This window comes from Streptomyces sp. NPDC002809 (assembly GCF_040295435.1).
GTDB lineage: Bacteria > Actinomycetota > Actinomycetes > Streptomycetales > Streptomycetaceae > Streptomyces.
In genome coordinates, this window is record NZ_JBEOVJ010000010.1 from 113,358 (window position 1) to 134,448 (window position 21,091).

Sequence of the window (21,091 nt, forward strand, 5' to 3'; positions counted from 1 at the left end):
AGTCGGGTGGATGAGATATGCATCGCGGTGGCGGAGTGGGCGAAGGGACCGACGACCTGGGGCCCGAGCCTGCCCGGCGGGGTCGGCACCGGCGCGAGGCTGAGCGCAAGCAGGGCATACAGGCCGGCGCTCAGATCGGAGCCGGAAGCAGGAGTGGTGGCCGGGTGGGGGTGACCTACAAGTATTTCGGGGCTCCCGACGGGGCCACTGCCGCACGCGTGCCCATTTCCATGCGCCCCGAGGAGCTCGGCGGCGACGAACTGGGCATGGGCGGCATGTTCACCAAGATCAAGCCGGAGACGGTGGCCGCGATGGTCCTCACCGGCATACAGGGCATACCCCTGCACAAGGTCCCGCCGCTGGAGCTGGTCGTCCTGCACCCCGACTACGCCGTGGTCAAGCTCCCCATGACGGTCGTGGACCCGCTGCGCGACGTGGGCGAGGAGTCCGTGGGTGCCGCGGCCTTCATCTGGTCGACGGTGCCGGACCGCGGTGGCCCGCGTGACGCGTTCAACGTCTACCAACTGCTGCACGAGTGGCAGGACTTCAGCTATCGCCTGCACGACGCGGGACATCAGGCCTACTGCCTGGTGTGGCCCTGACCGGCTTCCCGGTCCGGGCCCTGACCCGGTTCCCCGGTCTGGCGTGGCCCTGACCCGGTTCCCCGGTCTGGCGTGGCCCTGACCGGGTTCCCCGGGGAGTCAGCGGGTCCTGAGCCAGGCAAGTGCTGCCACGGTCATGGTCCGGACGCCGTTGTCCAGGGTGGGGTTGATGAGCGGGGCGAAGTGCGGGGAGTGGTTGGAGGGGATGTCGCGCCCCAGGGTCCCGTTCTTCGTGGCGGTCTCGAAGGCGGCCGGGTCGGTGCCGCCGAAGTACCAGTAGCACATGGGTGCCCCGGAGGCCGTGGCCAGGACTCCGCAGTCCTCGCTGCCGGTGGCCGGTCCCATGTCGACGACGGTGTGCTCGCCGAAGTGTGCGCGCAGCGCCCCGGTGGTGCGGTCGACGGCTGCCGGGTCGTTGACCAGGACGGGGAAGGTGTCGACAGGGGTGATCTCCGGGTCGCGTTCGGCTCCCGCGGCCGCGGCTTCGGCGTTGACGATGCGGGTGACCGCGCCGAGGACGGTGGCGCGGACCTCGGGGGTGTAGGTGCGGATGTTGAGCTTGAGTTCGGCCTCGTCGGGAATGACGTTGTCCTTCGTCCCCGCGTTGAGGGCGCCCACGGTGACGACGGCGGTGTCGCCGCCGGCGATCTCGCGCGAGACCACCGTCTGCAGGCGCATCACCGTGGCGGCGGCCATGACCACCGGGTCGATCGACGCCTCGGGACGTGCTCCGTGCGCGCCGCGGCCGAACATCCGCACCAGCAGCGCGTCGGTGGCCGCCAGGGCCGGCCCGGGGTGGCAGGCGATCATCCCGGTCGGGACGGGTGCCACGTGCTGGCCGAGGACGACGTCAGGGGTGCCCGCCCTGTCGAACAGCCCGTCGTCGACCATGGCCTGCGCGCCGGAGCCGAGCTCCTCGGCCGGCTGGAACACCGCCACGACCGTCCCGGACCACGATTCCCGCGCCCCGGCGAGCAGGTCCAGCGCACCGATCAGGCAGGCGACGTGCATGTCGTGCCCGCAGGCGTGCATCACCGGTACCCGGCGGCCCTCCGAGTCGGTGCCGGTCGCCTTGCTGGCGTAGTCGAGCCCTGTCTGCTCCTCCACCGGCAACGCGTCGAAGTCGGCGCGCAGGAACACCCTCGGCCCCTCGCCGTTGGCCAGGACACCCACCACCCCGGTACGTCCGACGCCGGTGGTGACCTCGAACCCGAGCCGTTCCAGGTCGGCCGCCACCACACCAGCCGTCCGGGTCTCGGCGAACGACAGCTCCGGATGCGCGTGCAGGTCCTTGTACAGCGCTTCCAGGCGCGGGTGGATCTCGTTCAGCCTGTCCAGGACCCGTGTGCCGGCGTCGCGCCGCGTATCGTCGCTCATCCCGCCACTCTTCGCAGAGTCCGCCCCGTCTGCCAGTGGCGCGGGCGTTCGGGTGAACAGTCCGGCGTCCGAACGGGACGGGGTACGCAGTTCCCGTCGCCGGCCTCCGGGCTCTCGCGGGGCGCCGACGGCCGGGAACCGCGTCGGCGGACCGGGCTCCCTCCTCGGCCCTGAGCGGTACGGGCCTGATGTCGAGGTGCACCGCGGGCCGCACACCTGGCCGGTGTGCGGCAACGAGCGAGGGGCCGCTCCGTCCGCCCGCGGACCGGCCGTCAGCGGCGGGAGCGGGTGACGGCCGGACCGCCGGCGCTGTTCCTGGCGGGGTCGCGGGGCGCGGGGCGCGGGTGTCAGTTCACGCCGATGCTGTCCAGGATCGCCGCCGTGACGTGATCGGAGGCGTTGCGATGGCCGCGGGCGTTGGGGTGCACGAGGGCGGGCTGGAAGCCGTCGGCGAGGATGCCCTCGACCCACTTGCCGCCGTCGCAGACGCTGTGGTTCCGCGAGGAGTCGTACAGGTCGACGAAACCGGTCGCGTCATGGCTGCCGGCCGACTTCTCGATGGCCTTGTTGAGGGGCTCCATGACGTCCTGGCGCAGCCAGTCCAGGTCTCCCTGGGTGATCGGCCCGAACTGCTCCAGGTCGTTGTACCGGCATTTGGAGGTGTCCTTGGGGATGACCGTCGGGTAGCCGACGGCCAGGATCCTGGCGCCCGGAGCCCGCTCGTGGAGTACGGCGAGCATGGCGTCGTAGTCCTTGCTCACCTTGGCCAGCCGGTCGGGGATGCCGTCGGCCAGCGCGTCCCGGCACGGGGTGCCCACGCCGCCGCTGCCCGAACCGAGCTCCAGGCAGGTGCGCAGGATGCCTTCGAACCCGAGGGTGTTGCCGCCCACCCCGACCGTGACCACGTCGGTCCCGTCGCCCACCGCGGCGGACTGGGGCGGCACCGGCGGGAACGGGTAGTCCGGGTCCTCGGAGAAGGGCGGCAGGTGACGGCCGATCGGCTCCTGCGCCCTGAAGGTGACGTCCTCGATCGTGGCGGCGCCGCAGCTGACGTTGGTCAGTTCGATGAGCCCGCCGAGGTCGCGGTCGATGACCTGCGGGTAGGACAGGTCGGTGCGCTCGCAGCCGTCGCGGGGGACTTCGAAGGTGTCGCCCGCGGCCGGGATCACCCCGGCGGTGTACGAGTCGCCCAGGGCCACCCACTCATGGGCCGCCGCTGCGGCCGCCTGGGGCGCGTTGGCGAGCTGCACGGGGACCTGGGCACCTGCGGCGAGTGCCACGGCGGAGCCGAGTACGGCGAGTCGAGTACGGACGCTTGGCACGAATCCTCCAGAAATGCGGTGTCGGTGACGCCATGACCCTAGAGGGATCGTCACTCAGCGCACCAGATCCATTACGGACAGTCATGATCGATCGTGAATCTCAGCCTTTCGGCCGGACGAAATCCGCGTACTGACCGCTCACGCCTGTTACGCGGCGGACCCGGGCGCTGATTTGCGCGATGCGCAACGGGCCATGATCGACTCACCCGGTCCGACGTACCGCACGGCTTCCCACTGCTGTCCGATTCGCGATTTCATCAATCGCCATTAGTTATAGAATCGTGCCGTGAGCAGCGAGGATGTCGCCCTGGAGGCGTTGGTCGCACTGGGGGATCCCGTGCGGCGTGGACTGTATCGGCACGTCACCGGGACGCCGGGCGAGGTGGGGCGGGACGCGGCGGCCGAAGCGGTCGGGGTCTCGCGTTCGCTGGCCGCGTTCCACCTGGACAAGCTGGTCGAGGCCGGCCTGCTGGAGGTTTGCTTCCGGCGCCTTTCGGGCCGCAGCGGTCCGGGGGCCGGGCGGCCCTCGAAGCTGTACCGGAGGGCCGAGGGCGAGCGCACGGTGTCGGTGCCGCCCCGGTCCTACGACACGGCGAGCCGGCTGCTGGCCGAGGTGGTGGAACAGGCCGGACTCGACGGGGAACTGCAGGCGGCGGCAAGGGCGGCCGGAGAGGCCGAGGGGGGCGCCCCGGACGGCGAGGAGGATCCGGTCGAGGTCCTGCGGTCACGCGGCTACGAGCCGTTCTGGGACGACGGGACGCTGCGGCTGAACAACTGCCCGTTCCACGCGTTGGCCGATCAGTTCCCCGCCCTGGTCTGCGGGATGAACCTGGCCGGGATCGAGGGCCTGCTCGCCGGACTGCCGGGCGGTCGGGACTGGACCGCGTCGATGGACCCGCTCCCGCGCGGCTGCTGCGTGGCCCTCGAAGTCGCGGAGCGGAAGGGGTTCACGCCGGAGGCGGGACCCGCAGTCGCACCGGACGCAGCACCTGAAGCCGCACCGGACACCGAACCCCGAGCGGCGCAGGACGCCGCATCGGGCGCCGCCCCCTCGGCGACGCCGGACGCCACACCCGAGGCCGCACCCGAAGTCTAAAAAAGCTGTCGTTGACTTTAGAAGGCTCACCCGGGCACGCTTGCCCCCGTGAGCCAATTCCACCTTGCCCAGGTCAACGTCGGGCGCATCCTCGCCCCACTCGACAGCCCCCAGCTGGCCGACTTCGTCGCCCAGCTCCCGGAGATCAACGCTGTCGCCGATCAGGCCCCCGGCTTCGTCTGGCGCATGGTCGACGACAGCGGAACCGACGCGACGAACCTGCGCCCCGGGAACGACGACATGCTCCTGATCAACTGCTCGGTCTGGGAGTCGGCCGAAGCGCTGCGCAACTTCACGTACCGCAGCGAGCACCTCAAGGTGCTGGCCCGCCGCCGGGAATGGTTCGAGCGCCTCGCCGACCTCCACCACGCAATGTGGTGGGTCCCCGCGGGGCACCGCCCGGACATCGGCGAGGCGATGGACCGCATCGCCCTGATCCGTGACATCGGTGAAGGCCCCGGCGCCTTCACCTTCCGGGCCCCGCACCCCCCGCCCGCCGGCTCCGCGGTCGAGTTCGAGAACGTCCGCCACGGCGTCCCCTCCCCCTCTGGACACACTCCCGCCGAACACACACCCCGCTGAGCGGCCTGTCGCCGAACACACGGCCCAGCAGCGCCGACCCGGGCGCCCACCTGCACGAAGGGCTTCTGCCAGCCAGCCGTATCAGGCCATTCATTGGCCGAAGAATGATCTTCAGGTGACCTGTCGAACCTGCCGATGCAGGAGGCATCGACTCTGAAGGGGGGCTGTCGTGGGCGACACTCTGCTGGCCCTGTCCATTCCCGTACTGGTCTTCGCCAGCGGCATCTACGCAGCATGTGAGGGCTGGTGGCGGCGCCGTCACCCGGCGCCACCGTCCCCGTACACACATCAGGCGGCCCGCCTCGCCGAGCGCGCAATGCTCGTGGACGCCGAGCGGATCGTGGACGGCTCCTACGAGGCCCTCGGCACGCTCTACGACGGCCCGACGGCGGCGGACACGGCGGTTCCGGCCATCGGCGTCAGGCCCGGGGCGGCTGCCACTCAGGATCACGACCGGTCAGCGCCAGCACCCGCGCAAAGGGGCTAGCCCCCTCCGGTACGGGGAACGGCTCGCCGAACATCCCGGCCTCGCGGGCCTTCGGCGCCATCCCCTCCATGGCGGGCCCGATCTCCTTCACCACGTGCGCGTCCGGCACGAACTCCTGACCGGTGGCCCGGGCCAGGTCCCACGCGTGCACGGTCAGATCACCGAGCACCATGTGCCCCACCGTCCGGGCGGGGAACCCCATGGAGCCCGCGGTTCCCTCCTCCGCGCCCGGTGCCGCCCACGCCCCGACCAGCGCGGCCGTCTCCTCGCCGAAGCGTTTCCGCCAGTCCCCGGTGACCGCATCCGGGGTCTTGCCGAAGTCCGCGTCCTGTCGGGCCGCGAGCGCGGTGAAGTTGACGACCACCTGGACGAGGTGGCTGATCAGGGCACGGACGTCGTACTCCGCGCACGGTGTGGGGTCGTCCAGCCGGCTGTCGTCGATCCCACGCACCACGGGCAGCGCGCTGTCGGTCGCCGCATCCAGCAATTCACTGATCTTCCTCATGCCTCGACCATGCATCCGGCGACGGCTGGGGGGCTTGAAGAAACGCGACACATGAGACACGGAAGCGACCGCGTCATAGGATCGGCAGCCATGCCCGGCTCCCGAGGTCCCCGCCGCGACACCCGGGGCATCGTCGACGCCCCCGAGCTGTTCACACACGTACGCTTCCGGCGCCGCGAGCCCGCGCCCGCCCTGCGCCCCTACCTCGAGCACTACTGGCTGATCGACTGGGACCTGCGCGAGCCGTACGCCTCCCACCTGGTCCCGCACCCCAGCGTCAACCTCGTCTTCGAGCGGTACGCGGGCTGCGGAGACGAGGACGCCGGGTACGCGGAGGTCTCGGGCATCGGGCTGGAGCTCTTCACGCAGAAGCTGGAGGGACGGGGGCGGGTCTGCGGTGTGCAGTTCCGGCCCGGCGGCTTCCGGCCGTTCGCACCGGACCGGCCGGTGTCCGAGTGGACGGGGCGCCGGGTCCCGGCGCCCGAGGTGTTCGCGCCGCCCTGCCCGCCGTCGGCCGTGCTCGACCCCGGGCAGGAGGACGCGCGGGTCGCGGCACTCGACGCGTACCTGCTGGCGCTCGGCCCGGAACCGGATCCGCAGGCCGAGCGGGCGATGGCCCTGGTCGACCTGGTACGTACCGACCGCACGGTCCGCCGCGTCGACGAACTGGCCCGCACCGAGGGCCTGTCGGTGCGCTCCCTGCAACGGCTGTTCGCCACGTACGTGGGCGTGGGCCCCAAGTGGGTCATCCTCCGCTACCGCATCCACGAGGCGCTGGAGCGCGCCGAATCGGACCCGGCGGTGGACTGGGCGGGGCTCGCCGCGGATCTCGGTTACAGCGACCAGGCGCACCTGGTCAGAGACTTCACGGCGACGGTGGGCGTGCCGCCGACCGTGCTCGGTACCCGCTGACTGTCAGAGGCCTGTCCTACAGTTCCGGTGTGGAGCGGACCGAAGCAGCACCCGTGGGGATCGAGCCCTGGTCGGAGAGCGACCTGGCGCTGCTCCGCCTGGCCAACGCACCTGAGCTGATGGACCACCTGGGCGGCCCCGAGTCGGAGGAGCAACTCCTGGGGCGTCATGCCCGCTACGTGGCGCTGAGCGCGGACCGGACGGGCCGGGGAAGGATGTTCCGCATCACGCTGCCCGGCGAGGCCGGCGGCGTGGGCACCATCGGTTTCTGGGAGCGCACCTGGCAGGGCCGGGAGGTCTACGAGACGGGGTGGGCCGTTCTCGCGGAGTTCCATGGCCGGGGCATCGCGTCGGCCGCGACGAAAGCCGTGGCCGAGCAGGCGCGTGCCGAGCACAAGCACCGCTACCTGCACGCCTACCCGTCGGTGGACAACGGCGCGTCGAACGGGGTGTGCCGCAAAGCCGGTTTCCTGCTGATCGGCGAGTGCGAGGTCGAGTACCCGCCGGGACACCCGCTGCTGACCCACGACTGGCGGCTGGACCTCCATCCGGAGCGCTGACCGGGCCCGGGGCCGGAGCACCGACGGGGCTGCGGCCGGCCCGGCCGCAGCGCCTGCGCCTGCGCCGGGATACGGCTGGATACGGCTGGATGGCCGGGATGCGTAAAGCGTTTGACGGAGGTCGCCACCTCCTGGATATTCATCTGCGCCACGCAGCTTATGCGTTCCGCAATTAATCGGCATCATCCGTCCAGGCCCATCAGGACCCGTTCACCGAGGAGACCCCTCCATGCCCACCCTCGTCACCGGCTGCCGCGGCCGCGTAGGTTCCGCGCTCGTATCGCTCCTCCACCGCGACGGCCACGCCGTGCGTGCCGCCTCCCGGAACCCCGGCGAACTCTCCCTACCGGCCGGCGTCCCGTCCGTGGCCTGCGATCTCGGCGACCCCGGCACCTTCGCGGCCGCCCTGGAAGGCGTCGGCTCCGTCTTCCTCTACGCCGAGCCCTCCCACATCACCGAATTCCTCGCCGCCGCCCGGACCGCCGGCGTCGCGCACATCGCCCTGCTCTCCTCCAGCTCGGTCCTCGCCCCGGACCCCGGGTCCAACCCGATCGCCGCCTCCCACCACGCGGTGGAACAGGCGCTGCGCGACTCCCCCCTCACCTCCACCCTGCTGCGCCCCGGCGCCTTCGCGGGCAACGCCCACCAGTGGTCGGAGTCCTTCCGGTCGGGCCGCCCCGTCGCACTGCCCTACCCGCACAGCCGGACCAGCCCCGTCGACGAGACCGACATCGCCGAAGCGGCACTCGCCGTCCTCACCGACGTACGCCTGCAGGGCTCGGCGTACCACCTGACCGGCCCCGAATCCCTGACCGCCGCCGAGCAGGTCGAGCTCCTGGCCGCGGCGTCGGGCAGCCCCGTCACCGTCGAATCCGTGAGCAGGACCGCCTGGAAGCAGTCCGTGTCCCCCTTCGTCCCGGAGGAGATCGCCGAGGCGCTGCTCGACCACTGGGCCGCCACGGACGGTTCCGCCGCCGAAGTCACCGGCGACACGGAGAAGCTGACCGGCCGTCCGGCCCGTACGTTCGCGGCCTGGGCCGCCGGGCACGCCGCCGCCTTCCGCGCCTGACACCTCGCGCCCCGGCCCTCACGCCGCGATCCCGAATCCCGTGGCCGGCGCCCCGCCCCGATGGCATCCTGACCAGGTGAACGGACCCGAGATCCACCTCGAAGTCGCCCCCGGACTGCGCCTCTTCGTCGCACACGAACGGCGCCGGGGCCTGACGACCGTGACCACCGACGGCTCGTCCACCCTCGGTCACGTCGTGGAGTCGCTCGGAGTCCCGCTGACCGAGGCCGGCGAGCTCATCGTCGACGGGCACCCCGTGCCGGTCTCGCACATCCCCGCAGCGGGCGAGACGGTCGAGGTCCGGGCCGTTCGGCGGCCGCAGAACGTGCCGGGCGCACCCCTGCGCTTCCTCCTCGACGTCCACCTCGGGACGCTGGCGCGCCGACTGCGGCTGCTGGGCGTCGATGCGGCGTACGAGAGCGAGGACATCGGCGACCCCGCGCTGGCCACCCGGTCGGCGAAGGAGCAGCGGGTCCTGCTCTCCCGGGACCGGGGGCTGCTGCACCGGCGGGAACTCTGGGCGGGGGCGTACGTCTACAGCGACCGCCCCGAGGCGCAGTTGCGCGACGTACTGGAGCGGTTCGCGCCGGACCTCGCCCCGTGGACGCGGTGCACGGCATGCAACGGACCGCTGGCGGCGGCCGACAAGGACTCCGTCAGCGCGCACCTGGAACACGGCACCCAACGGTCGTACGACGTCTTCGCCCAGTGCACGGAGTGCGACCGGGTGTACTGGCGCGGCGCCCACCACGCCCGCCTGGAGGCGATCGTCACCGAAGCGGTCCGCGAGTTCGGCAACGCCCTGGCCGGACCGGGCCCTTCGGGCGGCTGAACCCGCACACCCCTCAGGACCGAAGCCCCGTCACTGCCGCCGGGCGGCGTCGCTGTCGCTGTCGCGCAGCCTCTCGACCTGTACCGCGCTCAGCTCCACGGTGCGCCGCATATGGGTGATGAGGAAAGCGATCTCGTCGTCTCCGTACGCCTCGAACAGCTCGGCCCAACCGCTGTTGAGCCGCTCCCAGACAGCACCGAACTCCGCCATCCGCCCGGGCACGGTCGCGACGAGCACCCGCCGCCGGTCCGCGGTGTCCCGCGCGCGGGTCACATATCCGGCCCGCTCCAGCCGGTCGACGAGCCGGGTCGCCGACCCGGTGGTGAGCCCGGTCAGCTCCGCGACCCGGCCGGTGGTGACGGGCTCGGCCTCCAGGCCGAGCAGGTTCAGGCACTGCAGATCCGTGGGGTGCAGCCGCAGATGGTCGGCGACGGCCTGGTTGAACAGGGCGTACGAGGCCATGTGGCGGCGCGACGTGACGGCCAGCTCGGCCAGCAGCACGCTGCGGCGCGGGACGGATGACTTCTGCGGCATGCAGAGAGTGTACGAAGCAGCCATGACCGGCACGGCCCCTCGCCGCCCACGACCACTTCTCCGAGCCGGAGGCACCGGAGGCGCGGGAGACCGGGGAGGCCCAGCGGCCCGGAGGCGCGGGAGACGCGGGAGCACGCCCGCACGCCCGCACGCGCCCGTCCCCCCCGCGGCTCAGAAGACGTATTCGTCCCCCGTGGCGGGCGCCAGTACCTCGTGCTCGCTGTTCTTCGCATACCGGTCCGTCGCCCCGCCGTTCCACACGGTGTCGATCCGGACGACCACCTCCGCCGGCCGGCTCGCGAGCTGCAGTTCGAGGGCGAGCTGCCGCTGCTCGGAACCGTCCGCGTGCAACGCACCCGTCCGGCACAACACGGTCGCCCGATCGGCCTGCAGGCACTCCTGGGGCAGCTCCTGGCGGCCCGCCAGCGGTACGGAGACCCGCAGCCGCACGGTGACCCCGGCCAGATCCGCCGGCCCGCGGTTCTCGCTGCGCAGCCAGATGCCGAGCCCGGTGCCCCACAGCGAGACATGCCCGTGGTGCGACACATCCGCCTCCGGTGCGATGTTGATGTTCCGCCCCACAGGCGTACCGACGGGCGCACCGACGGCCGCGGCCGTCCCGCCCACACCCAGCGCCACCGTCGACGCCATTGCCGCCGCAGCGGACACCACCAGCAGAGCCTTACGCGTCACTACCATGTCCTGAAGATACAGATCATCATGAATTATCCATATTTACCCACTGGTTCGGCGCGTCCCCGGGCCCGCGCCCGTGGCACGCTGCCCCCCATGTCAGTAGTCCGTTCCCTCGCGCTCTTCGTCGTCGCCGCCCTCTTCGAGATCGGGGGTGCCTGGCTCGTCTGGCAAGGCGTCCGCGAACACCGGGGCTGGGCCTGGATCGGCGCGGGCGCCATCGCCCTGGCCACCTACGGCTTCGTCGCCACACTCCAGCCGGACGGCGAGTTCGGGCGGGTGCTCGCCGCGTACGGCGGGGTCTTCGTCGCGGGGTCGATCGCCTGGGGCATGGCGGCCGACGGCTACCGGCCCGACCGCTGGGACGTGACGGGCGCGCTGATCTGCCTGGCCGGCATGGCCGTGATCATGTATGCCCCCCGCAACCACTGACCGCGCCCCTGCCTATCCTGGCCCCCTACCGATCAGCTGCCCGAGGAGCCCGTCATGGCCGCATCCCCCATCGCCGTCATCACCGGAGCGAGCAGCGGCATCGGTGCCGCGACCGCCCGGCAGCTGGCCGCCGCCGGCTTCCGCGTGGTGCTGACCGCCCGCCGCAAGGACCGCATCGAGGCGCTCGCCGCCGAGATCACCGAGGCGGGCCACGAGGCCACGGCCTACGCCCTGGACGTCACCGACCGCGCCGCGGTCGACGAGTTCGCCACCGCGTTCCGCAGCCTCGCCGTCCTCGTCAACAACGCCGGCGGCGCGCTCGGAGCCGACCCCGTCGCCACCGGCGACCCGGCGGACTGGCGCCAGATGTACGAGACCAACGTGATCGGCACGCTCAACGTCACCCAGGCCCTGCTCCCCGCCCTCACCGCGGGCGGGAACGGCACGGTGGTCATCCTCACCTCGACGGCCGGCCTCTCCACCTACGAGGGCGGTGGCGGCTACGTGGCCGCCAAGCACGGCGAGCACGTCCTGGCGGAGACCCTCCGCCTGGAGATCGTCGGCACCCCGGTCCGCGTCATCGAGGTCGCCCCCGGCATGGTCAAGACGGAGGAGTTCGCCACCACGCGCTTCCGCGGCGACGCCGAGAAGGCCGCCAAGGTCTACGCGGGCGTCGACGCCCCCCTCACCGCGGACGACGTGGCCGACACGATCACCTGGGCCATCACCCGCCCCAGCCACGTGAACATCGACCTCCTGGTGGTCCGCCCCCGCGCCCAGGCCTCCAACTCCAAGGTCCACCGCACCGTCTGACGGAGCCCGCGCAGCCGAACGTGCGGGGTGAGGCTCCCCCCGTAAGCCTCACCCCGCCACCGGCTCGGCCCACCCCGCAACCGGCTCACCGCGCCACCGGCTCGCGCGCTCAGCCCTTCACGCAGATGACCTGCTTCAGCTTCGCGACGACCTCGACCAGGTCGCGCTGCTGGTCGATGACCTTCTCGATCGGCTTGTAGGCACCCGGAATCTCGTCGACGACGCCGGAGTCCTTACGGCATTCCACGCCCCGCGTCTGCTCCTCCAGGTCCTTCGTCGAGAAGCGCCGCTTGGCCGCGTTCCGGCTCATCCTCCGGCCCGCTCCGTGCGAGGCCGAGTTGAAGGACTTCTCGTTGCCGAGGCCCTTCACGATGTACGAACCGGTGCCCATGGAGCCCGGGATGATCCCGAAGTCGCCGGAGCCGGCCCGGATGGCCCCCTTGCGGGTGACCAGCAGGTCCATGCCCTCGTACCGCTCCTCCGCCACGTAGTTGTGGTGACAGGAGATGACCGGCTCGAAGGTCACCTTCGCCTTCCTGAACTCCTTGCGGACCACGTCCTGGAAGAGCGCCATCATGACCGCACGGTTGTGCTTCGCGTACTCCTGCGCCCAGAAGAGGTCGTTGCGGTAGTCCTGCATGGGCGGGGTGTCCGCGAGGAAGACCGCGAGGTCGCGGTCGACCAGTCCCTGGTTGTGCGGCAGCTTCTGCGCCTGGCCGATGTGGAAGTCGGCCAGTTCCTTGCCGATGTTCCGGGACCCGGAGTGCAGCATCAGCCAGACCGAACCCTCCTCATCGAGACAGAACTCGATGAAGTGGTTTCCCGATCCAAGCGTTCCCATCTGCTTCGTGGCACGTTCCTGACGGAATTTGACCGCATCGGCCACCCCGTCGAACCGCGCCCAGAAGTCGTCCCAACGGGTCGCCCCAAGACCGTGCAGCCGGCCCGGGTCCACCGGATCGTCATGCATGCCGCGGCCCACCGGAATGGCCTGCTCGATCTTCGACCGGAGCGGGGACAGGTCCCCGGGCAGGTCGTTGGCGGTCAGCGAGGTCTTCACCGCGGACATTCCGCAGCCGATGTCCACGCCCACCGCCGCCGGGCAGACCGCACCGTGCATCGCGATCACCGAGCCGACGGTGGCACCCTTGCCGAAGTGGACGTCCGGCATCACGGCGAGCCCCTTGATCCAGGGCAGGGTGGCGACGTTGCGCAGCTGCTGCATCGCGCCGTCCTCGACCGAAGCAGGGTCGGCCCACATCCGGATGGGGACCTTCGCACCCGGTACCTCTACATACGACATAGTTCCTCGATTCCCCCGAAAAGTCTGAAAACGCAAAACCGGTGCCAAGATCGGCAAACAGGTCGGCCGACCGGCATTCACAGCGGCGCGTGCGATACACATTGTGTCCACCGGCCGCCATCGAGCGGCAACCGTTTTTCGCGCGAAGGGAGCCCAGGACCGTGCGACGAATGGCGTACGTACCCGGCACCGTGCTGATCGCAGCACTCGTCGCCGGCTGCAGTGCCGGCACCGAAGGCGGCGCATCCGCCGGCGACAGCAAACCCGGCACGCTGACCACCTCCGCCGCACCCCCGGGCAAGTACCTCACCCTTCCCGAGGCCTGCCGGGCCATCCCCCTCGCCACCCTGAACGACCTCCTGCCCGGCGCCGCGCAACTGCCCGAGGCCCAGCAGGACAAGGTGTACGAGGGCACGCCCGCCAGAACCTTCGACACGGACCGCCGCGTCGGCTGCCGCTGGACCTCCGACTCGCCCGACGCCTCCCGCAGCATCGCCATCGACTTCGAGCGCGTCGTCTCGTACGACCCGGCCGTGAGCGACGACGACCGCGCCCGCGAGGTGTACGCGAAGAAGGAGGACGCCGCGGACCTCCCCGCGTCCTCCCTCCCGAGCGAGGACGCGGGGAAGGAGTCGGCCTCGCCCGAGGGCTCCCCCGCGGGGACCGCGAAAGACGGAGCCAAGAGCGACGGCGCAACCGCGGGAAAGACGGACGCGACGCCGGACACCGGCACCGGCCCGACCGGCAGCGCGACGGGCGACACGGATGACGCCGCGAACGGCGGCACGGCCGGCAGCGACGCCGAGAACCTCCAGCCCCGGGTCCTCGACACCCTCGGAGACAGTGCGTTTCTGGACGATCTGCTCACCCGGGCAGGTTCCACCGCACAGCACCGCACGGTGAGCGTGGTATTCCGCACATCGAACGTCATCGTCACCATCGAGTACACCGCGCAGCCGGCCGTCTCCACCGAGGTCCCCGACAGCAAGGAACTGCAGGAGAAGGCCCAGGCACTGGGCGAGAAGCTGGTCGACAGGCTCAGCGAATAGTCCCGCCCCCGGCCGTCCCGGACGGGGCGTCCGCCGCTCCGCGGGCCTCCCGGCCGAGGCGGCATCCGGCGCCCGTCCGTCGTACCGTGGCCCTCCGGAACCGCCCGTCGGCCGAGCGCCGCCCCGGGCCCACCGACCGCGCACACCGGACGTGTCGTACCCGACGACCGCGCCCACCGACCACGCCCACCGACCGTCTGGCAGCCCGACCGCCGCGCCACCCGAGTGAAGGAACCATGCACCGATCAGCCCCGCGACTCACCCGCATACTCGCCTGCGCCGCCGTCCCGGTGATGCTCGTCGTCGCCGGCTGCTCGTCGGACTCCGACGGCAAGAAGGACGACGCCTCGTCCTCGTCCGCCGCACCGGACGCGACGAAGACGGAAGCGGCCGTCGCGCCGGCGAAGTTCGCCGCGCTGCCCGACCCGTGCAAGTCGATCACCGCGAAGACGGTCAAGTCCCTGGTCCCCTCGGCCAAGACCAAGAGCGGCACCCGCGGCAAGTCCAGCGACAGCTCCGCCCGAGGCGGCTGCTCGTGGAACGGCCTCGACGACAACGGCGTCAAGGGCTCCCAGTACCGCTGGCTCGATGTCGGCTTCACCCGCTTCACGTCCGACCAGGGCGTGGGCAGCGGTGCCGACCGCGCCCAGGCGGACTACACGAAGCAGGTCGCCAAGGCCCAGGCGGCCGACGGTGCGAAGAAGCTCGCCACGGTCCCCGTCAGCTCCCTCGGCGACCAGGCCACCCAGATCACGTACGACCTCACCAAGACGGGTGAGGACTTCAAGTACGCGACCATCGTCGCCCGTACGGGGAACGTCGTCGTCACCCTCAACTACAACGGCGCGGGCTACGCGGGAGCCAAGACCCCGTCCGCCGCCGACATCCTGAAGGGCGCCCAGAAGGCCGCCAAGGAGGCGGTCGCCTCGGTCGCCACCGCCAACGAGCCGGCACCGTCGAGCAGCTCGCCGAAGCCCTCCCAGTCCGCCAAGGCAAAGGCCTCGGCCAAGGAGACCGGCAGCGCGACCGGCAAGGCGACCGGCAAGGCCCTGGCCAAGAAGACGAGCTGACCGCCCCCGCCCGCCGGTCCCGGACCCCGGCGGCGGACGGCCCGCGAAGTGGCCCGCGCAGCAGTGGGCGAGGCAGCCGGTGGCCTCAACCCTCCTGCGCAGAAGCGGTTTTGCGAAGCCCGGCCCTCACCCGAGGACCGGGCTTCGCCCCTCCCCGCGCGACGCACCGCGCAGGCATGTGCCAGGCTGTGCCCGCCAGAACTCGAAGTCGTCCCGCTGGTCCGGACGTCGGAGACAAAGAATTGGGGAGGGGTCGCGGGTGGCCGCGATGCAGCTGACACGCACGCACCGGATACTCATCGGGCTCGTGGTCGCCGGTGCGGTGCTCATCGCAGCGATCGGTTTCGCGGGCTCGTACGCGGCCGTGCGCGAGCTCGCCGAGCAGAAGGGCTTCGGCAGTTTCTCGGTCGTCTTCCCGATCGGTATCGACGCCGGTATCTGTGTCCTGCTCGCGCTGGACCTGTTGCTGACCTGGCTGCGCATCCCGTTCCCGCTGCTGCGTCAGACGGCCTGGCTGCTGACCGCCGCGACGATCGCGTTCAACGGCGCCGCGGCCTGGCCCGACCCGCTGGGCACCGGCATGCACGCCGTGATCCCGGTGCTGTTCGTCGTCTCCGTCGAGGCCGCCCGCCACGCGGTGGGCCGCATCGCCGACATCACGGCCGACAAGCACATGGAGGGCGTCCGCCTCACCCGCTGGCTGCTCTCGCCCGTGCCGACGTTCCGGCTGTGGCGGCGGATGAAGCTGTGGGAGCTGCGGTCGTACGAGCAGGTCATCAAGCTCGAACAGGACCGGCTGATCTACCAGGCCCGCCTCCAGGCCCGCTTCGGCCGCAGCTGGCGCCGCAAGGCCCCCGTCGAGTCCCTGATGCCGCTCCGCCTCGCCAAGTACGGCGTCCCGCTCGCCGACACCGGCCCCGCCGGACTCGCCGCGGCCGGCATCGAACCCGCCCTGCTGCCCCCGGCCCCCGCCCAAGCCGCCGCCCCTGCGGCAGCCGTCGCCGTGGAGTCGGCCCCTCAGCCCGAACTCGCCTACGCCCCCCAGCAGGAGCAGTACGCCAGGACGGTCCCCGGCGAATGGGCCGAGGAGGAGCAGCCCGCGGAGGGCCCCGGCACGCACGAGAGCCCGTGGTTCGCGGCGCAGGCTCCGGACGGGGCGTACGAGGGTTCGTACAACCCGACGTTCGTCGACGGGCTCGAACCCACTCCGGTCATGATCCCGTCGGGCCCCGGTGGCCGCACCCGGCCGCTGGGCAATGTCGGCACGATCGGTGCGGTGCCCGGTCCCCGCACCGAGCAGATGCCGTTGGCCCCCGAGGCCGACGGGGCGCAGGGCCCGGGGCAGGTCCGGATCCCGGTGCAGGAGCAGATCCCGGCGCAGGAGCAGGCCGAGGTCCGGGAGCAGCAGCCGCTCCAGGCCGAGGTCCGGGAGCAGCAGCAGCCGCTGCCCGTCGTCGAGGCCGCCGACGAGTGGGCCGAGGAGTGGGCGCAGGAGGACGCGGAGTTCAGCGAGATCGCTTACGAGGTCTTCGCGGCGTTCGTGACGCAGCACAGCACCTACCCCAGCATCGAGGTCCTCGACATACACCTGTCGGACGGCCACAACGTGCGGCACCCGCGCAGCGTGGCGCTGCTCCGCCAGCTGATCCAGGGCTTCAAGAACCGCTACCACGCCGAACTCGAGGCCGACCACATCGCGTGATCCGCCGAGCCGGGCCGGCAGGAACCGGCGGAACCCGAAGCGACGACGAAGGGCCGCCACCCGCATCACCGGGTGGCGGCCCTTCGTCATACGTGTGCGCGGGCACGAGGCCCGGCGCCGGCGGCTACGCGCCGAGCAGCCTGCGCACCCGGTCCGCCCCCACCGCGAGCAGCAGCGTGGGCAGGCGGGGGCCGGTGTCCCGGCTGACGAGCAGTCGGTACAGCAGCGCGAAGAACGACCGCTGTGCCGTCTTCAGCTCCGGCGTCGGCTTGGCGTCGGCCTCCAGCCCGGCCAGCACCTTCGGCACGCCGTAGACGAGCGTGGTCAGCCCGTCCAGGGACCAGTGCGAGTCCAGCCCGTCGAGGAGCAGGCGCAGCGACTCGCGTCCCTGCTCGTCCAGCGAGCCGAGCAGTTCCTTGTCCGGCTCGTCGCGGACGATGGTGCGGGCCTCGGCCGGGACCTGGGTGGTGATCCAGTTCTCGGCCCGGTCGAGCCGCGGCCTGGCCTCGTCGAGCGAGGTCAGCGGGTCCTCCGGGTCCAGCTCGCTGAGGATGCGCAGCGTCTGGTCCTCGGCCCCGGCGGTGATGTCGGCCACCGAGGCGAGGGTCCGGTACGGCAGCGGGCGCGGCGTGCTGGGCAGCTCACCGGCGGCCGTGCCGATCGCCCGGGCGTACGCGGCGGCGTCGGCCGGCAGCACGGAACCGTCGGCGACCTTGCGGCCCAGCGAGTCCCACTCGTCGTAGAGCCGCTGGATCTCCTGGTCGAAGGCGATCTTGAAGGACTGGTTGGGCCTGCGGCGCGCGTACAGCCAGCGCAGCAGCGGCGCCTCCATGATCTTCAGCGCGTCGGCCGGGGTCGGCACACCGCCCTTGGAGGAGGACATCTTCGCCATGCCGGAGATGCCGACGAAGGCGTACATCGGGCCGATCGGCTGCACGCCGTCGAAGATCTCGCGGACGATCTGGCCGCCGACGACGAACGACGACCCGGGCGAGGAGTGGTCCACCCCGCTCGGCTCGAAGATCACGCCCTCGTACGCCCAGCGCATCGGCCAGTCGACCTTCCAGACGAGCTTGCCGCGGTTGAACTCCTTCAGCCGGACCGTTTCGGCGAAGCCGCAGGCCGTGCAGGTGTAGTTCAGCTCGGTGCTCTCGTCGTCGTACGACGTGACCGCGGTGAGGTCCTTCTCGCAGTTGCCGCAGTAGGGCTTGTACGGGAAGTAGCCGGCCGAGCCGCCGCTGCCGTCGTCCTCGCTCGCCGCGCCGGAGCCCGCCTCGGCCTCCAGCTCCGCCTCGTCGACCTTCTTCTGCTGCGGCTTCTTGCCGCCCTTGGCGCCTGCCGCCGGGTCCTTCTTGGTCCGGTAGCGGTCCAGGACGGCGTCGATGTCCGCGCGGTGGCGCATCGCGTGCAGGATCTGCTCGCGGTACGTCCCCGCCAGGTACTGCTCCGTCTGGCTGATTCCGTCGTACTCGACGCCCAGCTCGTCCAGGGCAGCCGTCATGGCGGCCTTGAAGTGCTCGGCCCAGTTCGCATACGCCGACCCGGCCGGGGCGGGCACCGAGGTGAGCGGCTTGCCGATGTGCTCGGCCCAGGACGCGTCGACGCCCTCGACACCGTTCGGGACCTTGCGGTAGCGGTCGTAGTCGTCCCACGAGATCAGGTGCCGGACGGTGTGGCCGCGGCGGCGGATCTCGTCGGCGACGAGGTGCGGGGTCATGACCTCGCGGAGGTTGCCCAGGTGGATCGGGCCCGACGGGGAAAGGCCGGACGCGACGACGACCGGTTTGCCAGGCGCACGACGCTCCGATTCGGCGATGACCTCGTCCGCGAAGCGGGAGACCCAGTCGGTCTCGGTGCTGCTCTGACTCTGAGCCACGGTCGGCACGTCCTTCTCTCTTGTAGGACTCATAGGGGCGTGCACCATTCTCCCAGGTACCACCCACAGCGCGAAAACGGCTTTGCGGGGCATGGGATACTTGGGGTCATCCCTTGTTACCTCTACGGAAACGGCAGCCAGCCCATGGCCTCGGTCCACTCCCTCGCTTCCACGCTCCAGCAGCAGCTGGCGGACGCCCTGACGGCAGCCCTGCCGGATGCCGGCACCGCGGACCCGCTGCTGCGCCGAAGCGACCGGGCCGACTTCCAGGCCAACGGCATCCTGGCGCTCGCCAAGAAGCTCAAGGGCAACCCGCGCGAGCTGGCCGCCCAGGTCACCGGCGCCCTCCCGGCGACGGACCTGATCAAGGACATCGAGGTCTCCGGGCCCGGCTTCCTGAACATCACGCTCTCGGACAAGGCGATCATCGAGACGCTCGCCGCGCGCGCCGCGGACGACGAGGGCCGGCTCGGCGTGCCGTACGACGCCTCCGCCGGCACCACCGTCATCGACTACGCCCAGCCGAACGTGGCCAAGGAGATGCACGTCGGTCACCTGCGGTCCGCCGTGATCGGCGACGCGATGGCGCAGATCCTGGAGTTCACCGGCGAGTCCGTCGTCCGGCGGCACCACATCGGCGACTGGGGCACCCAGTTCGGCATGCTCATCCAGTACCTGATCGAGCACCCCGACGAGCTGAACCACGAGGGCGGCCAGGGCGACGGCGAAGCCGCCATGTCCTCGCTGAACCGGCTCTACAAGGCCTCGCGGGTCCTGTTCGACTCCGACGAGGAGTTCAAGGCCCGCTCGCGGGACCGGGTGGTCGCGCTCCAGGCCGGTGAGCCGGAGACGCTCGCCATGTGGCAGCGGTTCGTCGACGAGTCGAAGATCTACTTCTACTCCGTCTTCGACAAGCTCGACATGGAGATCAGCGACCCCGACATCGTCGGCGAGTCCGGTTACAACGACATGCTGGAGGAGACCTGCCGGATCCTGGAGGAGACGGGCGTCGCCGTCCGCTCCGAGGGTGCGCTGTGCGTCTTCTTCGACGATGTGAAGGGCCCGGACGGCAACCCGACCCCGCTGATCGTCAAGAAGACGAACGGCGGCTACGGCTACGCGGCCACCGACCTCTCCGCGATCCGCGACCGGGTGCAGAACCTCAAGGCGGACAGCCTGCTGTACGTGGTGGACGTGCGGCAGTCCCTGCACTTCAAGATGGTCTTCGAGACGGCCCGGCGGGCCGGCTGGCTGAACGACGGCGTCAAGGCGCACCAGCTGGCGTTCGGCACCGTGCTCGGCAAGGACGGCAAGCCGTTCAAGACCCGTGAGGGTGTCACGGTCCGGCTGGAGGAGCTGCTGGACGAGGCGGTCGAGCGGGCGACGGCCGTGGTCCGGGAGAAGGCCGAGAAGATCGGCCTGTCCGAGGACGAGATCATCGAGAACGGCCGGTACGTCGGTGTCGGCGCCGTGAAGTACGCGGACCTGTCGACCTCCGCCGTGCGGGACTACAAGTTCGACCTGGACCAGATGGTGTCGCTGCACGGCGACACGTCGGTGTACCTCCAGTACGCCTACGCGCGGATCCGGTCGATCCTGCGCAAGGCCGGGGACGCCGAGCCGGTCGCGCACCCGGAGCTGGAACTGGCCCCGGCCGAGCGTGCGCTGGGTCTGCACCTGGACCGGTTCGGCGAGGTGCTGTCCGAGGTGGCGGAGGGGTACGAGCCCCACAAGCTGGCCGCGTACCTCTACCAGCTCGCCTCGCATCTCACCACGTTCTACGACCAGTGCCACGTCCTGAGCGACGACAACCCGGCCGAGGTCGTCGAGAACCGGCTCTTCCTCGTCGAGCTCACCGCCCGCACCCTGCACCGGGGAATGGCGCTGCTCGGCATCAAGACCCCCGAGCGGCTCTGACCTCTCGCGGCACGGAGCCCGGCCGCACGCGTACGTTACGAGCTGCGGCTTCGCCCGCACATGGCCCGCACCCGCACCGGACACCGGTGGGGATGCGGGCTGTTGCGCGTATGCGTGCTCAGGGCCTGCGGTTGCCGACGGCGTAGGGCAAGCTACCAACGAGCGCTGCGGGAAAGGCAGTCCGCGCTTACGGCGCAGGCCCGTGGCGACGACCGGACGCTGTTGGCAGGTCCGGGGCCGGCTCGCTTCACCTCACCGATCCAGCGGTGGGCAGGGCGACGTACCCGAGGCGGCTGGTGCGGGTACGGCCCAGGGGTGCCGGTGGCGGAGCGGTGTCACACAGCCCGATTCGGCCGGC

General features: G+C 71.2%; 20 protein-coding genes and 1 pseudogene. 14 read left to right on the top strand and 7 right to left on the bottom strand.

Annotated features, from left to right (window positions below; all coding sequences use genetic code 11):
• Nucleotides 1-17: 17 nt before the first annotated feature.
• Nucleotides 18-602 carry a hypothetical protein gene (locus ABT025_RS09410; protein WP_350991672.1) on the top strand — a complete coding sequence of 195 codons (585 nt, stop codon included), beginning with the start codon at nt 18-20 and terminating at the stop codon, nt 600-602.
• Nucleotides 603-701: 99 nt separating this feature from the next.
• Here ABT025_RS09410 and ABT025_RS09415 read toward each other — a convergent pair whose 3' ends face one another.
• Together ABT025_RS09415 and ABT025_RS09420 are read right to left on the bottom strand one after the other, a co-directional pair.
• On the bottom strand, nt 702-1,979 hold the full coding sequence (locus ABT025_RS09415) for an amidohydrolase (RefSeq protein ID WP_350991674.1): 1,278 nt from the start codon (nt 1,977-1,979) through the stop codon (nt 702-704).
• Between the two features lie 347 nt (nt 1,980-2,326).
• Entirely contained in the window at nt 2,327-3,301 is a 975-nt protein-coding gene (locus ABT025_RS09420; protein ID WP_350991676.1) for an SGNH/GDSL hydrolase family protein, read from the bottom strand.
• Between the two features lie 286 nt (nt 3,302-3,587).
• Here ABT025_RS09420 and ABT025_RS09425 point away from each other — a divergent pair.
• From ABT025_RS09425 to ABT025_RS09435, 3 genes and pseudogenes are all read left to right on the top strand, one after another.
• Nucleotides 3,588-4,238, top strand: a pseudogene (locus tag ABT025_RS09425) (helix-turn-helix transcriptional regulator); the annotation flags it as partial.
• A gap of 207 nt (nt 4,239-4,445) precedes the next feature.
• On the top strand, nt 4,446-4,979 hold the full coding sequence (locus ABT025_RS09430; protein ID WP_350991678.1) for a DUF3291 domain-containing protein: 534 nt from the start codon (nt 4,446-4,448) through the stop codon (nt 4,977-4,979).
• Between the two features lie 169 nt (nt 4,980-5,148).
• Nucleotides 5,149-5,466 (top strand): hypothetical protein, encoded by a 318-nt coding sequence (locus tag ABT025_RS09435; RefSeq protein ID WP_350991680.1) that lies wholly within the window; start codon nt 5,149-5,151, stop codon nt 5,464-5,466.
• Here ABT025_RS09435 and ABT025_RS09440 read toward each other — a convergent pair.
• Nucleotides 5,399-5,971 (bottom strand): TIGR03086 family metal-binding protein, encoded by a 573-nt coding sequence (locus tag ABT025_RS09440; protein WP_350991682.1) that lies wholly within the window; start codon nt 5,969-5,971, stop codon nt 5,399-5,401. The two genes, ABT025_RS09435 and ABT025_RS09440, sit on opposite strands and share 68 nt — an antisense overlap.
• A 90-nt stretch (nt 5,972-6,061) precedes the next feature.
• On the opposite strand from ABT025_RS09440, the gene ABT025_RS09445 reads away from it, so the two are divergent.
• The 4 genes from ABT025_RS09445 (at nt 6,062) to ABT025_RS09460 (ending at nt 9,344) form a co-directional block, all read left to right on the top strand.
• Nucleotides 6,062-6,883 carry a DUF6597 domain-containing transcriptional factor gene (locus tag ABT025_RS09445; protein WP_350991684.1) on the top strand — a complete coding sequence of 274 codons (822 nt, stop codon included), beginning with the start codon at nt 6,062-6,064 and terminating at the stop codon, nt 6,881-6,883.
• Nucleotides 6,884-6,912: 29 nt separating this feature from the next.
• The gene (locus ABT025_RS09450; RefSeq protein ID WP_350991686.1) at nt 6,913-7,443 is read left to right on the top strand and encodes a GNAT family N-acetyltransferase; all 531 of its coding nucleotides are present in this window, start codon (nt 6,913-6,915) and stop codon (nt 7,441-7,443) included.
• A 229-nt stretch (nt 7,444-7,672) separates the two neighbouring features.
• Nucleotides 7,673-8,512, top strand: a complete 840-nt coding sequence (locus ABT025_RS09455; protein WP_350991688.1) for an NAD(P)H-binding protein — start codon at nt 7,673-7,675, stop codon at nt 8,510-8,512.
• 76 nt (nt 8,513-8,588) lie between these two features.
• A complete protein-coding gene (locus ABT025_RS09460; protein ID WP_350991690.1) occupies nt 8,589-9,344 on the top strand; it encodes a Mut7-C RNAse domain-containing protein in 756 nt (251 codons plus the stop codon).
• A gap of 30 nt (nt 9,345-9,374) precedes the next feature.
• Here ABT025_RS09460 and ABT025_RS09465 read toward each other — a convergent pair whose 3' ends face one another.
• Nucleotides 9,375-9,878 (bottom strand): MarR family winged helix-turn-helix transcriptional regulator, encoded by a 504-nt coding sequence (locus ABT025_RS09465; protein ID WP_350991695.1) that lies wholly within the window; start codon nt 9,876-9,878, stop codon nt 9,375-9,377.
• A 171-nt stretch (nt 9,879-10,049) separates the two neighbouring features.
• Entirely contained in the window at nt 10,050-10,577 is a 528-nt protein-coding gene (locus ABT025_RS09470; RefSeq protein ID WP_350991697.1) for a hypothetical protein, read from the bottom strand.
• A gap of 90 nt (nt 10,578-10,667) precedes the next feature.
• On the opposite strand from ABT025_RS09470, the gene ABT025_RS09475 reads away from it, so the two are divergent.
• Complete coding sequence (locus ABT025_RS09475; protein WP_350991699.1) at nt 10,668-11,003, top strand: YnfA family protein; 336 nt, start codon at nt 10,668-10,670, stop codon at nt 11,001-11,003.
• A 54-nt stretch (nt 11,004-11,057) separates the two neighbouring features.
• Nucleotides 11,058-11,816, top strand: a complete 759-nt coding sequence (locus tag ABT025_RS09480; protein ID WP_350991701.1) for an SDR family NAD(P)-dependent oxidoreductase — start codon at nt 11,058-11,060, stop codon at nt 11,814-11,816.
• A 109-nt stretch (nt 11,817-11,925) separates the two neighbouring features.
• Here the strand turns inward: ABT025_RS09480 and ABT025_RS09485 are convergent, their stop codons facing one another.
• Nucleotides 11,926-13,119: an RtcB family protein gene (locus ABT025_RS09485; RefSeq protein ID WP_350991703.1), complete on the bottom strand. Its 1,194-nt coding sequence runs from the start codon at nt 13,117-13,119 to the stop codon at nt 11,926-11,928.
• Nucleotides 13,120-13,289: 170 nt separating this feature from the next.
• On the opposite strand from ABT025_RS09485, the gene ABT025_RS09490 reads away from it, so the two are divergent.
• From ABT025_RS09490 to ABT025_RS09500, 3 genes are all read left to right on the top strand, one after another.
• Complete coding sequence (locus ABT025_RS09490; protein WP_350991705.1) at nt 13,290-14,168, top strand: DUF3558 domain-containing protein; 879 nt, start codon at nt 13,290-13,292, stop codon at nt 14,166-14,168.
• 236 nt (nt 14,169-14,404) lie between these two features.
• Nucleotides 14,405-15,238, top strand: a complete 834-nt coding sequence (locus tag ABT025_RS09495; protein ID WP_350991707.1) for a DUF3558 family protein — start codon at nt 14,405-14,407, stop codon at nt 15,236-15,238.
• Between the two features lie 268 nt (nt 15,239-15,506).
• A complete protein-coding gene (locus ABT025_RS09500) occupies nt 15,507-16,940 on the top strand; it encodes a DUF2637 domain-containing protein (protein WP_350991709.1) in 1,434 nt (477 codons plus the stop codon).
• Nucleotides 16,941-17,064: 124 nt separating this feature from the next.
• On the opposite strand, the gene lysS is transcribed toward ABT025_RS09500, so the two are convergent.
• The gene (gene lysS, locus ABT025_RS09505) at nt 17,065-18,825 is read right to left on the bottom strand and encodes a lysine--tRNA ligase (protein ID WP_350991786.1); all 1,761 of its coding nucleotides are present in this window, start codon (nt 18,823-18,825) and stop codon (nt 17,065-17,067) included.
• Between the two features lie 135 nt (nt 18,826-18,960).
• Here lysS and argS point away from each other — a divergent pair, with 135 nt between their 5' ends.
• Nucleotides 18,961-20,733, top strand: coding sequence for an arginine--tRNA ligase (gene argS, locus ABT025_RS09510; protein WP_350991711.1), 1,773 nt, complete (start codon nt 18,961-18,963; stop codon nt 20,731-20,733).
• Nucleotides 20,734-21,091 lie beyond the last annotated feature (358 nt).